Here is a 12,487-nt window from a genome sequence, read left to right on the forward strand (position 1 = left end):
GGGCCCGTCGGCCCGCCATGGCTCGACGAGGAACCATCATGATCCGAAATCCCCTGGACGTTTCCACCCTGGTTTCGCCCCGCCTGTCCGCCCTGCTGGAAAGGCTGGTCAACGACCCCAATGCGGACGAACCCCCCACCCTCGCCACGGCGCGCGACTTCCTCATGGGCCTGCTGCCGCCTTCCTTCAGCGAGGCGGAGCGGCTGCACCATTTCGACGTGAGCGAATCACTCCTCGATGAGCTCAACACGCTGATCGAGGAGTACGGCCCGGACGCGCCCGCCGCGGACTTCGTGCGTGCCACCGCCAGCGAGGCCCTGTCGCGGGTCATCGAAACCGTGATCAACGACGAAAACCGGGAAGGGCCGCCCACCCTGGAAACCGTGCGCGAGGCCATCGTGGAGGGCATCGGGGCACGGCTGGTGGGCGAGGGTGTGCTGGACGAGGACGAAGACGAGGGCCTGCTGGAGGAAATCGACGGGCTGATCGACGAATACGGTCCCGACGCCCTCGCGGAGAATTTCGTGCGCTACGAATAGGAGGATGCCATGCCGGAAGCCATGCAAGGCCCGCAAGCCGCCGCGGGCGTCACCTGGCGCGGCCTGCCGCTGGAGGTGCGCGAGGCCATGATCCGCGAGGCCGCCTATTACCTGGCGGAAAAGCGCGGCTTCGCCCCGGGCCACGAGCTGGACGACTGGCTTGCCGCGGAGGCGGCCCTCGACCACGACTTCCCACCGCAGCCCGGGCCGGAGGCCGAAATCCAGCAAAGCAGCGTCCGGGGCCCCGGCGTGGATGATGCCCTCAAGCGCATCCTGCGCCAGCATCCCGCCAAGGCCATTCCCCAGGTGGAGGGCATCGACCCGGAGCTGGCGCCGCCGCGGGAGTAAGCTGCCTCCTGTCCTGCGCCCCGATGAGCCGGACCGACCCACTGCTGTTTGCGCCAAAGGCCGGGCGGGGACTGGCCCAGGCCATTGCCCAGGAACTGGGTCTCGAGCTCGCACCGTTGGAGGAGCGCGAATTCGACGACGGTGAGCACAAGAGCCGCCCCCTCACCGGTGTGCGGGGCCGGGACGTGTATCTCATCCAGTCCCTGCACGGGGACGCCACGGGCAGCGTCAACGACCGGCTGGTTCGGCTGCTGTTGCTGATCCAGGCTCTCAAGGACCAGGGGGCGGCGCAGGTCACGGCGGTGCTCCCCTATCTCGCCTACGCCCGCAAGGACCGGCGTACCCAGCCCCGCGACCCGGTGAACACCCGGACCGTGGCCCAGCTGTTCGAGGCCGTGGGCACCGACCGGGTGCTCACCCTGGACGTACACAATCTGGCCGCCTACCAGAACGCGTTCCGCATCCCCGCCGACCACCTGGAAGCCAGACCCCTGTTCGCCCGGCATCTCGCGCCCCAGCTCGCCGGCGAGGACGTGGTGGTGGTCTCGCCGGACGTGGGTGGGGTCAAGCGTGCCGAGGCCCTGCGGGAGACGCTGGGCGGCCTGTTGGCGCGCCCGGTGGGCAGCGCCTTCGTGGAGAAATACCGGGCCCGCGGCGAGGTGTGGGGCGAGGCCGTGGTAGGCGACGTGTCGGGGCGCGTCGCCCTGATCCTGGACGACCTGGTGGCAAGCGGTACCACCCTGGCCCGCGCCGCCCGTGCCTGCCGCGCCCGGGGCGCCCGGCGGGTACTCGCCGCCGTCACCCATGGGCTGTTTGGCGTCGGCGCAGCCGAGACCCTGGCCGAGCCGGCGCTGGAACGGCTCATCATCACCGACAGCGTTTGGCCGCCGCGTCCCCTGCCGCCGGACGTCGCCGCCAAGCTCACGGTGCTGGAAATCGCACCGCTCCTGGCCGAGGCCATCCGCCGTCTGGCCGCGGGCGGCAGCCTCACCGCCCTGCTGGAACCCCCGTCTCCCCGCCTGGCCTGAGTCCAGCCCCACAGCAAGTGGGGTGAAACCGCGGCCCCCTGCCGCGGGTCGAAGCTTCCCGCCATCCAGAGGAGGAAGCTGCCATGAACGATGTCCGTCCCTACGTCCTGGTCCTCGTTTTGATTGGGCTTGCAGCCGCCGCCTGGGCCGCGCTGCTGCCCCATTATGAGGCGGGCTTTCACCTGCACGCGAGCATCCTGGTGGGACTCATGCTGCCCTTCGTCGCCTACGGCAGCCTCACCGCGAGCCTGCGGCCGGGGTGGCTCCTGATCACAGGCCTGGTAATCACCGGCGTCACGCTCGCTTTCGTGATTGTCCTGCGCGGGATGCGCCCGCAACCGCCGGAAGAGCTGTCCGCCTACGCCATCCCCCTGGTGGTCGCCGGGGTGCTGCTGCCCCTGGCCTTTGCCCTGGGCAAACGCCGGGAAACCTGAACCCGGACGGTTTCTCAGGCCGCTGGCTGGCCATGGGCTGAACCGGTGACCCCGCCGGTGGACCGGGCGGGCCGCTGGTCTGCGCGGGTTTCCTTCGCGGCGCAAGCCCATTATCCTATCGCCGGTGCGGGCCCGCCCGCCCCGACTGCTGGCGCTCCCTTCCCGATGCAAATACCGGTCGCCGAACTCATCGTGCGCTTCATGGAGCGCCTGGGCATTCGCCGCATCTTCGGCCTGCCGGGCTCCCACATCCTCCCCGTTTACGACGCCCTGCGCGCCTCCCCCATCCGCACCGTGCTGGCCAAGCACGAACAGGCGGCAGCCTTCATGGCCATGGGCCATGCGCGCGTCACGGGCGGTATCGGCGCCTGCATCACCACCGCCGGTCCCGGCGCCACCAATTTGGTCACCGCCATCGCCAGTGCCTATGCCGACCGCCTGCCCATTCTCGCCGTCACCGGCGAGGCCCCCACCCACATCTTCGGCCGTGGTGGCCTGCAGGAAAGTTCGGGCGAAGGCGGCAGCGTGGATCAGGTGGCGCTGTTCGCCGGCATCACGCGCTACCACCGGCTGGTGGAGCGCACCGACTACCTGGCCAACGTTCTGATCCAGGCCGCCAAGTGCCTGCTCGCCGACACGCCCGGACCGGTGGTGCTGAGCCTGCCCTTCAACGTCCAGAAGGAGCCGGTGGAAGACGCCGTGCTGGATGCGATCCGCTTTTCCCGCGCCGAGCGGGCCTGTCCCCCTGCCCCCGGAGATGTGCACGCGAGCGTATCCCTGCTCGCCCGATCGCGGCGGCCCATGATCATCGCCGGCCACGGTGTGATCCGTGCCGGTGCGAAGTTGACGCTGACGCAGTTGGCAGAGCGCCTCAACATTCCCGTGGCCACCAGCCTGAAGGCCAAGGGCGCGCTGGACGAACGCTCACCCCTGGCACTGGGCAGCCTGGGTGTGACCTCGGCCGGGCACGCCCTGCGCTATCTCAGGGAGCAGGCGGACCTGGTGCTGATCCTGGGCGCCACCTTCAACGAACGCACGAGCTATGTCTGGGACCGTACCCTGCTCGCAGGCAAGACCGTGATCCAGGTGGACAACGATTCCCAGCAACTGGAAAAGGTGTTTCGCGCCGACCTGGCGATCCATGCGGATCTCGCGGCCTATCTCGGAGCTCTGGCGCAGGCCACGGGAAACCTGCCGCCCCGTGAGAGGGTGGACATCCCGGCTTTCATCACCGCCAATCAACGGCACCTGGATGCCAGCGGTGAGGCAGTGTTCGATGCCCGCTTCGAGCACGTGCGTGCCTTCTTCGCCTGGCTGGAGCGCAGGTTTCCGGAGGGCCTCGCGCTGTTCGACGACAACATCGTTTTTGCCCAGAGCTTCTACCGGGTGGGACGCCACGACCGCTTCCATCCCAACACCGGCATCTCCTCGCTCGGGCACGCCATTCCCGCTGCCATCGGTGCCGGCTTCGCGCTGGAACAACCCCTGTTCGCGCTGATCGGCGACGGGGGCTTCCACATGTGCGCCATGGAACTGATGACGGCGGTGCACTACGGCATTCCCCTCAACGTGGTGCTGTTCAGCAACGGCACGATGGGTCTCATCCGCAAGAACCAGCTGCACCTCTACGGTGGACGCTTCATCGACTGCGACTTTCCCAACCCGGATTTCGCCCTGCTCGCCCGGGCCTTCGGCATTCGCCACTGCAGGGTGGAGTGCGCCGACCATCTCGCCCGCCTCGACGAACTCGACTGCCGCGGGGAAATCAACCTGATCGAGATCGCCGTGGCGCGGGATGCCTATCCCAACTACTCGTCACGACGCTAGCGCTCATGACAACCCCCGTCACCGCGGCGCTGGCCGCCTGCGTAAAACGCCACAGGGCGCGCATTCCGGCCCTCGCCGACATCGGCCGGAGACTCGCGACCCTGGAAGGGGCCGACCCCACGCAGCTGGCGCCCCTCTATGAAAGCGCGCAAACCCTGCTGGAACGGGCCATGTGGTCCGAGCCACAGGATTTCGACGCCCTGTGTGCCGATTACGAGGCCCTGTTCCGGGAACAGGAGGAGCTGATCGCCGCCCACGGCGCGGACCCGCGCCATCACTTCATCATCGGCATTCCGGTGGCGGACCGTCCGGCCCATCTGCACACCTGCCTGGAAAGCATCCTGCAGGTCTGCCGGCGCTATGACTACGGCGGCCGGCAGGAGGGCAGCTGGCAACGCATCCAGGTGGTGGTGGGGGAGGACAGTCGCGATGAGGCCCACCGCCAGGCACACCGCGAACTCGTGCAGGCGTACCGCGCCCGGGGTTTGCGTGTGCATCACCTGGATTTTGCCGAGCAGCATGCCCTGCTTTATGCCCTGCCCGTCTCCCTGCGCGGACGGCTTGAGCGGCTGCTGACGAACCAGCCGCTGGAACGCTTTCACCACAAGGGCCAGGCCGCCAACCGCAACCTTCTCTATCTCAAGTTCCGCGAGCTCACCCGCGCGCCTGAGCGAACGCTCTACCATTTGCTGGACAGCGACCAGGCGCTCTATGTGAACCGCGTCACGCCCGAGGGCGGCGAGACGGTGCACGCCCCACCCTATTTCCACCTTTGGGACCGCATCTTCCGCACTTCCGACGTGCTGCTGCTGAGCGGCAAGATGGTGGGCGACCCGCCCGTGTCGCCCGCGGTCATGGCGGTCAATTTCGTCCAGGACGTGATCGCGTTTTTCACCCGCCTCAGCGAGTACGGCCCGGCCGGCCCATGCCGCTTCCACGGCAGCCGTGACGCAGCGGCATCGGAGGCGGCCTATCACGATCTCGCCAGCCTGTTCGGTTTCACGCCGCCGGCGGACGCTTTCGACTATCCCTGCCGGCTTGGCGGCAGCCATGACCACCGCGCCTGTCTCGAGGATTTCGCGCGGCGTCTCAACCGTTTCTTCCATGGCGAACATCTCACCCGCCGCACCTGGTTTAACTACGGCGCGGGTTACGCGGGCCTGCGTCCCGCGCGCACCATCTATCCCGGCAATTACGTGGCCCGCCATGCAGGCCTGCGCTACATCATTCCCTTCGGGCACCTGCGCCTGCGCATGTCCGGCCCCACGGCGGGCCGTCTCATCGCCGCCGAGATCGGCCCCCGCTTCGCCACCTGCAATCTGCCCAACCTGCACCAGCGGGGAAGCGGTCAGGACGACTTCCGGCCCGGGGTGGAAGAACGTGGAGGGCGCATCGACCTGTCGGACGAGTTCGAGCGTCAGTTCTTCGGCGACCTCATGCTGTTTTCGGCAGAGGCCTTGGTGCAGGTGGCGGACGTGCGCAAACCCTTCGCGCCGGATTTGGTGCGCACGGTGGTGACGGAAACCGAAGCAAAACTGCTGACCCTTTATGCCGAAAAACATGCCGCCCTTGGCCGGGCGCGCGCCCTGCTTGCCGATCTCGTGTTCGATGACCGGCACTGGTGGCGGGATGCGCCGGCACTGGCCGAGGTGCGTCGTTTCCTCGACAATCTGCAGCACAACTTCGGCGATACCGCGCCGGGCTGGCTGGCCATCCAGTCGGCCGGGCACCGCGCCCGCCGGCGCGCCCAAATCATCGATGCCCTGGTCTCCTACCGCGCCGAGCGCGACGCCTGGGACAGTCTGTTTCCGGGGGCGTGAGCAGGCCTCTCAATCATCTCGCACCACCCATGCGGCGTGGTGGACGAGCACGCTGCGGCAGGCTTCATAGGCCGACTGCGCCGCCTGCAGCAGCGCCCACGGCAGCTCCACGTCGGCGTGGCGACTCGGTGTGCGCTCGATGCGTCCGCTGTGGATGCGGGGTGAGGAGTCTCCCGCCCCCGGCTGGCCGGTGAGGGAAAAGATCCGGTACTCACCACGCAGGGGGGTGGCGAGTTCCAGCCTCAGGGTGAGCTGGGCCAGCAGGGTTTCCGGGGCGGCCTGCCACAGTTCCGCGTCGAAGTAGCCATAACGCCCGGCGTGCTCCCGCGCAAACCGGGCCAGCGTGGCAAGACGCCCCTGGTAGTAGGCCGCGGCCTGCTCCGGTTGGGCAAAGCCCGTCAGCCCAGGCCGCCGGGCGAACAGGCGCACCATGCTGGCCAGGGTGGCGGCCGGACGGCGCAGACAGAGAAGCAACCTGAGATCGTGGATGCCCAGCCGTTCCGGCAGCAGCCGGTAGTCGTCGTGCAGCAGCTTGTCGAACAGGAAACGGCTGCCGGGCTTGAGCCCGTCCTGGCGGGCAAGGGCCTCGCGCTGGCGGTCGAGGTCGGCCGGCCCCTCGTAGCTGCGGTGCAGCTCGTAATAGCCGTTGATCTCCGGGTGGGAACCCAGCACGTGCCCCGCCAGGGTGGTAAAAGCCCGCATGTGGCTGAGGAGGAAAATGCGCCCGTAGGCATCCGGCATGGCAGAATGTTCCCCGAATCCCGGTGTACGGCAGGACGGTCCCCGACAGGAGACGCCACCCCCTTTTCCGCTCTTCGACCCACGGGAAGGGACGCCCCGGCCTGTTTCCGGAATTGTATGCGTCCCCTGCCACGCCCGGCTCATCCGGAGGTGCCCATGGATACCGCTCTCGAAGAGGCCCTGGCCGCCACCCGCAACGGGGACTGGCACCGTGCCCACCAGATCGTGCAGGCACGGGACGATGTCCTCGCCTGCTGGCTGCATGCCATCCTGCACAAGATCGAAGGCGACGCGGGCAACAGCCGCTACTGGTATGCCCGCGCCGGCCGGCGCTACGAAGACTTCAGTGACCCCGCACTGGAACTGGATGCGCTAAAACAAACGCTCGCCGAAACCTGAGAGGTTGATCCGGCCATCCCGCCCTACGCCTGGAACGCGCGGGCACGCTGGTCGAACCCGACGGGGTTCGGCCAAGCCGGTCACACCCCCATTCAACGCTGACACGCCAAGGCGAGGTGTCCCCACGGGGATTGTGGCCGTCCCGCCTGCGGCGCGCCGGCCATCCCTCGCCTTCGCTCGGGACCGCCCTGCGGGCGTCCTGCGCGCGCCCGCGCGCGGGCGCGCTGGTCGAGCCCGACGGGGTTCGGCCAACCCATGGGAAAGCCAAACAAAAAAGCCACCCTGCGGTGGCTTTTTTGTTTGGCGTCCCCACGGGGATTCGAACCCCGGTTACCGCCGTGAAAGGGCGATGTCCTAGGCCTCTAGACGATGGGGACTAAACGCTGCGCTTAGTCGGTGTTACTTTCTGGTGAGCTGGGTGGCCGCGATGCCAAACAGCATCAGGGCGAATCCCAGTGGTACCAGACTGAGCCACGGTCCGGCTTTGGCGTCCTCTCCGGTGATCAGGTCGGCAAACCCGACCACCAGACCGAGCGCGCTGGCCAAGATGCCAACCCACACCGAGATGACGCCTAGCCGGTGCACCGTGCCTCGGAATTTGGTGGAGATGAGCGGGATCGAACCGCTGACCTCTTGCATGCCATGCAAGCGCTCTCCCAGCTGAGCTACACCCCCGGAAAGCGCGCCATTATAGGCAGCGACGGCGCGCTTGTAAAGCGGTTTCAGGCCGGATAACGGCCCAGATGGTCGCGGATGCGGCGCATGGTCTCCTCGCGTCCGATGAGTTCCATCACGGCGTCGATGGAAGGGGTCTGCGTCTCGCCGGTGACCATCACACGCAGCGGCATGGCCAGCTGCGGCAGCTTCAGTTTGTGGGCGGCGACCACGTCTTTCAAGAGGCGGTTGATGGCGTCCCGGTTCCAGTCGATCGCCTCCAGCTTACAGGCGAATTCCTCCAGCACCGGGCGAATCTCCGCAGTCAGGTACTGGGCCCGCAGCTCGGCGTGGGGCTCGAGCTGGCGGTAGAAATAGACGGCGGCATCGGCGAGCTCCACCAGGGTACTGACCCGGGTCTTCAGGAGATCCACCACCCTGACCGGATCGGGTCCGCGCGCGGGGTCACAGCAGTCGGCCTCCATGAAGGGCCGCGCGAGCTCCACCAGACGGGCGCTGTCGGCAGCCTTGATGTACTGGGCGTTGACCCAGGTGAGCTTTTCCGGATCGAACTTCGCCGGCGACTTGCTGATGTCCGCAAGATCGAACCATTCGATGAACTGATCCATGGTGAAGATTTCGTCGTCGCCATGGGCCCAGGACAGGCGCGCCAGGTAGTTGAGCAGGGCTTCCGGCAGGTAGCCCTCGTCCCGGTACTGGGTGACGCTCACCGACCCATGACGCTTGGACAGCCGCTCCCCATCATGACCCAGGATCATGGGCACATGGGCATACTGGGGAATGGGCGCGCCCAGCGCCTTGAGTATGTTGATCTGACGCGGCGTGTTGTTGAGATGGTCGTCACCGCGGATGACGTGGGTCATGGCCATGTCCCAGTCGTCCACCACCACGCAGAAATTGTAGGTGGGCGTGCCGTCGGCGCGGGCGATGATGAGGTCGTCCAGCTCGGCATTACTCACCACCACCCGTCCCTTGACCAGATCATCGATGATGACCTCGCCGTCGAGGGGATTTTTGAAACGCACCACGGGATTCACGCCGGGCACCGGCGCGGTGCGATGGCGGCAGCGGCCGTCATAGCGCGGCTTGAGCCCGCGGGCGCGCTGTTCCTCGCGCATGGCATCGAGCTCTTCCTTGCTGCAGTAGCAGTGGTAGGCCTTGCCCTCGTCAAGGAGTTGCTGGATCACCTCGCGGTAGCGTGCCATGCGCTGCGTCTGGTAGAAGGGCCCCTCGTCGTAATCGAGGCCCAGCCAGGCCATGCTGTCCAGAATGGCCTGCACCGATTCCTGGGTGGAACGTTCCAGGTCCGTGTCCTCGATGCGCAGGATGAAACTGCCGCCGTGCTTGCGCGCGAAGGCCCAGGAAAAGAGCGCAGTGCGGGCGCCGCCGATATGCAGATAGCCGGTCGGGCTGGGGGCGAAACGGGTGCGAACCATGACTGACCAGAAAAAACGCGCATTTTACGCGAAAGGTCCACCCACACCCAAACCGTATTTGACCCGGCACGCGCGATTGTGGTTAAATTGCGCACCCGCTCAGGGGCGGTTAGCTCAGTGGTAGAGCACTGCCTTCACACGGCAGGGGTCGCTGGTTCGAACCCAGCACCGCCCACCAGATCCTGGTTTTCTCCCCTCCCCGTTCCAGCCCAGCCTCTGCGGCGCCCCATGCCGCCGGGGATGCTGTTGGCTTCACACCGCGCAGCCACGGCCGCCGGTGATGTCGGTAAGTGGCACGGGCGCGGCGAGCCACTCCCCCTGCACATAATCCACCCCGATGCCGCGCAGTCGCTCCAGGATGGCTTCGCTCTCCACCGACTCGGCGATGGTGCCCAGTCCCATGACGCGGCCGATGCGATGGATGGCCTCCACCATGGCATGATCCATGGGGTCGGCATCCATGTCGCGCACGAAGGCGCCGTCGATCTTGATGTAGTCCACCGGCAGGTTCTTCAGATAGTTGAAGGAGGACAGCCCGCTGCCGAAGTCATCCAGGGAGAAGGTGCAGCCTCTCGCCTTCATTGCCTCGATGAAGTGCACCGCCTCGCGCAGATTGGTGATGGCGGCCGTCTCGGTGATTTCGAAGCAGATGCGCCGGTGTGGCACCTGATTGAGTTCGAACTGGCGGTGCACGAAGGCGAGGAAACTCTCATCGCACAGGGAATGGCCCGACAGGTTCACGGTGCAGACCGGTCCCCCCGCCTCGCTCCCGAAGCATTGGTGGAACAGGGAAAACACCTTGCTCAGTACCCAGCGGTCGATGGCCGGCATCAGGTTGTAGCGTTCCGCGGCGGGAATGAAGGCCATGGGCAGCACCAGCTCGCCGTCATCCGAGAGCATGCGCAGCAGAATTTCGTGGTGGGGCTCAAGCCCCCTGTCCGGGTCGGCAGGGATGATGGGTTGCCGGTAGAGGCGGAAACGGTTTTCCTCCATGGCCTGGCCAATGCGTGTCGCCCATTGCATTTCGCCGCGCCGGCGCTGCACTTCGCCATCCTGTTCCTGATAGACATGCACCCTGTTGCGGCCCCGGTCCTTGGCCGCATAGCAGGCCGCGTCGGCAGCACTCAGCAGGCTGGCGAGATGGCCGCTGTCGCGGTTGATCTCGACCATGCCGATGCTGACTCCCACGCCGAAGGCACGGTCCTGCCACAGGAAACGGTAGTCCTTCACCGTCTGGCGCAAGGCTTCCGCCACGGGTTCGGCAGCGGCCAGATCGCAGTTCTCCAAAAGCACGCCAAACTCGTCCCCGCCCAGGCGCGCCAGGGTGTCGCTCTCCCGCAGCCGCGCCTGGAGCAGGTTGGAAAGCTGTCGCAACAGTTCATCGCCGGCCACATGCCCGCAGGCATCGTTCACCACCTTGAACTGGTCCAGGTCGAGGTAGCACAGGGTGTGGACCTGGCCGTGCTGGCGGGCGCTGGCCAGGGCGCGCTCCAGCCGCGCCTCGAACTCGCGCCGGTTGATGAGCCCGGTCAGCGCGTCGTGGCTGGCCTGATGACTCAGGCGCTGCGTGGCATCGGCGATGCGCTGCTGCAGATTCTCGTGGGAAGCCTCAAGGGAGGCAGCCATCCGGTTCACCCCTTCCTCCAGCAGCTTAAGCTCGCCGCCGGACTCCTCGGGCACACGCAGATCGAGCCGCCCTTCTCCCATCTGCCGGAGCACCTGGGCGAGGCGCAGGATGGGGCCGGTGACCCGGCGGCTCATGCGCAGTGCCACCAGCGCGGCCAGGACGAGCCCAATGGCCGTGATGACCAGTCCGTTGCGCAGCACCGCCTCCTTGGCACGCAGGGTCGGGCCCCGGTCGAGCTCCACGGTGACGCGCCCGATCACGCGCCGCGCGGGTGGCGCCTGGCCCCACTCTTCTTCCACGGCCAGCTGGGTCACCACGATGGGCGCGCTGAAGTCGATGGCCGTGGGGGTGGCCGCCACCGCCACATTGAGTCCCTGCATGCCCGTCAGGGCGGGCAGGACGACGGAGTCACCACTCGCCGCCAGGACTTCGCCGTTGAGATCGGTGATCGCCACCCATTTCACATCGGCTTCCGCAGCGGCCGCCTCGGCCAGCCGGCGCAGGATCTCGCGATTGCCCGAAAACACCCCGTACTCCGCCGCGGGTGCCAGTTGCCGGGCAATGGCCAGTCCGCGGTTGTTGAGCGCATCGTCGAGCTCGCTCAAACCCCGCTGGATGAAATACCACGCCAGTCCCAGCGCGATCAGCGCCGCCGGCATCAGCGCCAGCAGCAGCACCTGCCACTTGATGCTCAAGCCTTTCATTCCTCGCCTCCCGGCCCACCCAGTCTTTCCAGCAACACCCGCTCCGGCTCCACGGCAATCCCGAGGGAACGTGCCACCTGCCCATTGACCGCCACGGAAAAATAGCGGGGATACTGTGGTGGCGGCAGCGCCGCCGGTGACGGCAGCGCCGCGATCAGCTCCGCCGCCTGGCGGGCGATCTGCGCCGGCGTGGAATAGACCGCCACCATCGCCCCGGCGTTGACGTACGCCTGGGAATAGCCCACCACCGGCTTCTGCGCCCGGTAACTCGTGAGCAGGATGGCCTGGGCGGTGTTGCGGTTGAAAACGAGGGGATCGGGCAGCGCCAGCAGGAGGTCGGCCTCCGACAGCACCCGCCTGAGGGCGGGCAGCAGCGCATCGGCCTCGTCGATGCGCTCACTTACCAGATGCAGGCCGCGCTCCCGGGCCGCGGCCTGCAGGCTCCGGAGCTCGCCGGCGGACTCGGGGCCCAGCACCACGCCCACCCGTTTTCGATCCGGAAAGGCCTCCCCGATCAGGGCGAGACGGCGTGCGGGAGGCTGGTCCAGGAAAATCGCCGAGAAGGGCTGAGTGACGCCGCGGCGCAACTGCAGGTAGGCGGCGCGTGGCAGCAGCACCGCCAGCACGGGCAGCGGGGGATTGAATCTGAGGGCCTGTTCGGTGGCACGCAGGCCCACCGCCACCACGAGGTCGGCCTGGGACGGCACCGTCCCGCCGGACTGGACGGAAAGGTTGACCGGGCGGGACTGCAACTCCACCCGCAGCCGGTGCGCAAACTCCTGGTAGGGCGCGGCCTCGTCGCTGAGAAGAACGGCCACATTGACCGGCGCCGCCGTGGCGGCGGCAGCCATCAGCCAGAGGGCGAACAACAGCCAGCGCGACCCACGCCAGTCCATGACCGTCATCCGC

Annotated in this window: 12 protein-coding genes and 3 tRNA genes; 8 read left to right on the forward strand and 7 right to left on the reverse strand. The window is 67.3% G+C overall.

The genetic code is table 11. From position 1 onward, the window contains the following. Window positions 1-38: 38 nt before the first annotated feature. The 6 genes from ACZ42P_RS04240 (at window position 39) to ACZ42P_RS04265 (ending at window position 5,996) form a co-directional block, all read left to right on the forward strand. The gene (locus tag ACZ42P_RS04240; RefSeq protein ID WP_464898852.1) at window positions 39-539 is read left to right on the forward strand and encodes a hypothetical protein; all 501 of its coding nucleotides are present in this window, start codon (window positions 39-41) and stop codon (window positions 537-539) included. A 9-nt stretch (window positions 540-548) separates the two neighbouring features. Continuing rightward, window positions 549-887, forward strand: coding sequence for a DUF2934 domain-containing protein (locus tag ACZ42P_RS04245; protein ID WP_464898853.1), 339 nt, complete (start codon window positions 549-551; stop codon window positions 885-887). 23 nt (window positions 888-910) lie between these two features. Beyond that, a complete protein-coding gene (locus ACZ42P_RS04250; RefSeq protein WP_464898854.1) occupies window positions 911-1,915 on the forward strand; it encodes a ribose-phosphate diphosphokinase in 1,005 nt (334 codons plus the stop codon). An 83-nt stretch (window positions 1,916-1,998) separates the two neighbouring features. Continuing rightward, entirely contained in the window at window positions 1,999-2,349 is a 351-nt protein-coding gene (locus tag ACZ42P_RS04255) for a hypothetical protein (protein ID WP_464898855.1), read from the forward strand. 165 nt (window positions 2,350-2,514) lie between these two features. Continuing rightward, on the forward strand, window positions 2,515-4,176 hold the full coding sequence (locus ACZ42P_RS04260) for a thiamine pyrophosphate-binding protein (RefSeq protein ID WP_464898856.1): 1,662 nt from the start codon (window positions 2,515-2,517) through the stop codon (window positions 4,174-4,176). A gap of 5 nt (window positions 4,177-4,181) precedes the next feature. Beyond that, complete coding sequence (locus ACZ42P_RS04265) at window positions 4,182-5,996, forward strand: hypothetical protein (RefSeq protein ID WP_464898857.1); 1,815 nt, start codon at window positions 4,182-4,184, stop codon at window positions 5,994-5,996. A gap of 9 nt (window positions 5,997-6,005) precedes the next feature. Here ACZ42P_RS04265 and ACZ42P_RS04270 read toward each other — a convergent pair whose 3' ends face one another. Next, window positions 6,006-6,737 (reverse strand): hypothetical protein, encoded by a 732-nt coding sequence (locus ACZ42P_RS04270; RefSeq protein WP_464898858.1) that lies wholly within the window; start codon window positions 6,735-6,737, stop codon window positions 6,006-6,008. 156 nt (window positions 6,738-6,893) lie between these two features. Between ACZ42P_RS04270 and ACZ42P_RS04275 the strand changes: the two genes are divergently transcribed. After that, window positions 6,894-7,136 carry a hypothetical protein gene (locus tag ACZ42P_RS04275; RefSeq protein ID WP_464898859.1) on the forward strand — a complete coding sequence of 81 codons (243 nt, stop codon included), beginning with the start codon at window positions 6,894-6,896 and terminating at the stop codon, window positions 7,134-7,136. 301 nt (window positions 7,137-7,437) lie between these two features. On the opposite strand, the gene ACZ42P_RS04280 is transcribed toward ACZ42P_RS04275, so the two are convergent. The 4 genes from ACZ42P_RS04280 to gltX form a co-directional block, all read right to left on the reverse strand. After that, a tRNA-Glu gene (locus tag ACZ42P_RS04280) sits at window positions 7,438-7,513 on the reverse strand. Window positions 7,514-7,535: 22 nt separating this feature from the next. Then, window positions 7,536-7,682 (reverse strand): hypothetical protein, encoded by a 147-nt coding sequence (locus ACZ42P_RS04285; protein ID WP_464898860.1) that lies wholly within the window; start codon window positions 7,680-7,682, stop codon window positions 7,536-7,538. A gap of 53 nt (window positions 7,683-7,735) precedes the next feature. Next, window positions 7,736-7,811 (reverse strand) — tRNA-Ala (locus ACZ42P_RS04290). Between the two features lie 47 nt (window positions 7,812-7,858). Next, window positions 7,859-9,247, reverse strand: a complete 1,389-nt coding sequence (gene gltX, locus ACZ42P_RS04295; RefSeq protein WP_464898861.1) for a glutamate--tRNA ligase — start codon at window positions 9,245-9,247, stop codon at window positions 7,859-7,861. A 103-nt stretch (window positions 9,248-9,350) separates the two neighbouring features. On the opposite strand from gltX, the gene ACZ42P_RS04300 reads away from it, so the two are divergent. Beyond that, window positions 9,351-9,425: transfer RNA gene (locus tag ACZ42P_RS04300), tRNA-Val, on the forward strand. 74 nt (window positions 9,426-9,499) lie between these two features. Here the strand turns inward: ACZ42P_RS04300 and ACZ42P_RS04305 are convergent. Next, window positions 9,500-11,578 carry an EAL domain-containing protein gene (locus tag ACZ42P_RS04305; RefSeq protein WP_464898862.1) on the reverse strand — a complete coding sequence of 693 codons (2,079 nt, stop codon included), beginning with the start codon at window positions 11,576-11,578 and terminating at the stop codon, window positions 9,500-9,502. Next, window positions 11,575-12,483: an ABC transporter substrate-binding protein gene (locus ACZ42P_RS04310; protein WP_464898863.1), complete on the reverse strand. Its 909-nt coding sequence runs from the start codon at window positions 12,481-12,483 to the stop codon at window positions 11,575-11,577. The genes ACZ42P_RS04305 and ACZ42P_RS04310 overlap by 4 nt, the downstream gene beginning before the upstream one ends. Window positions 12,484-12,487: the final 4 nt, after the last annotated feature.

Source organism: Thiobacter subterraneus, assembly GCF_055379455.1.

Coding starts and splice junctions, on each gene's coding strand:
- ACZ42P_RS04270 (WP_464898858.1), bottom strand. CDS start 6,737: ATGCCGGATGCCTACGGGCGCATTTTCCTCCTCAGCCACATGCGGGCT.
- ACZ42P_RS04255 (WP_464898855.1), top strand. CDS start 1,999: ATGAACGATGTCCGTCCCTACGTCCTGGTCCTCGTTTTGATTGGGCTT.
- gltX (WP_464898861.1), bottom strand. CDS start 9,247: ATGGTTCGCACCCGTTTCGCCCCCAGCCCGACCGGCTATCTGCATATC.
- ACZ42P_RS04245 (WP_464898853.1), top strand. CDS start 549: ATGCCGGAAGCCATGCAAGGCCCGCAAGCCGCCGCGGGCGTCACCTGG.
- ACZ42P_RS04305 (WP_464898862.1), bottom strand. CDS start 11,578: ATGAAAGGCTTGAGCATCAAGTGGCAGGTGCTGCTGCTGGCGCTGATG.
- ACZ42P_RS04250 (WP_464898854.1), top strand. CDS start 911: ATGAGCCGGACCGACCCACTGCTGTTTGCGCCAAAGGCCGGGCGGGGA.
- ACZ42P_RS04275 (WP_464898859.1), top strand. CDS start 6,894: ATGGATACCGCTCTCGAAGAGGCCCTGGCCGCCACCCGCAACGGGGAC.
- ACZ42P_RS04240 (WP_464898852.1), top strand. CDS start 39: ATGATCCGAAATCCCCTGGACGTTTCCACCCTGGTTTCGCCCCGCCTG.
- ACZ42P_RS04310 (WP_464898863.1), bottom strand. CDS start 12,483: ATGACGGTCATGGACTGGCGTGGGTCGCGCTGGCTGTTGTTCGCCCTC.
- ACZ42P_RS04260 (WP_464898856.1), top strand. CDS start 2,515: ATGCAAATACCGGTCGCCGAACTCATCGTGCGCTTCATGGAGCGCCTG.
- ACZ42P_RS04265 (WP_464898857.1), top strand. CDS start 4,182: ATGACAACCCCCGTCACCGCGGCGCTGGCCGCCTGCGTAAAACGCCAC.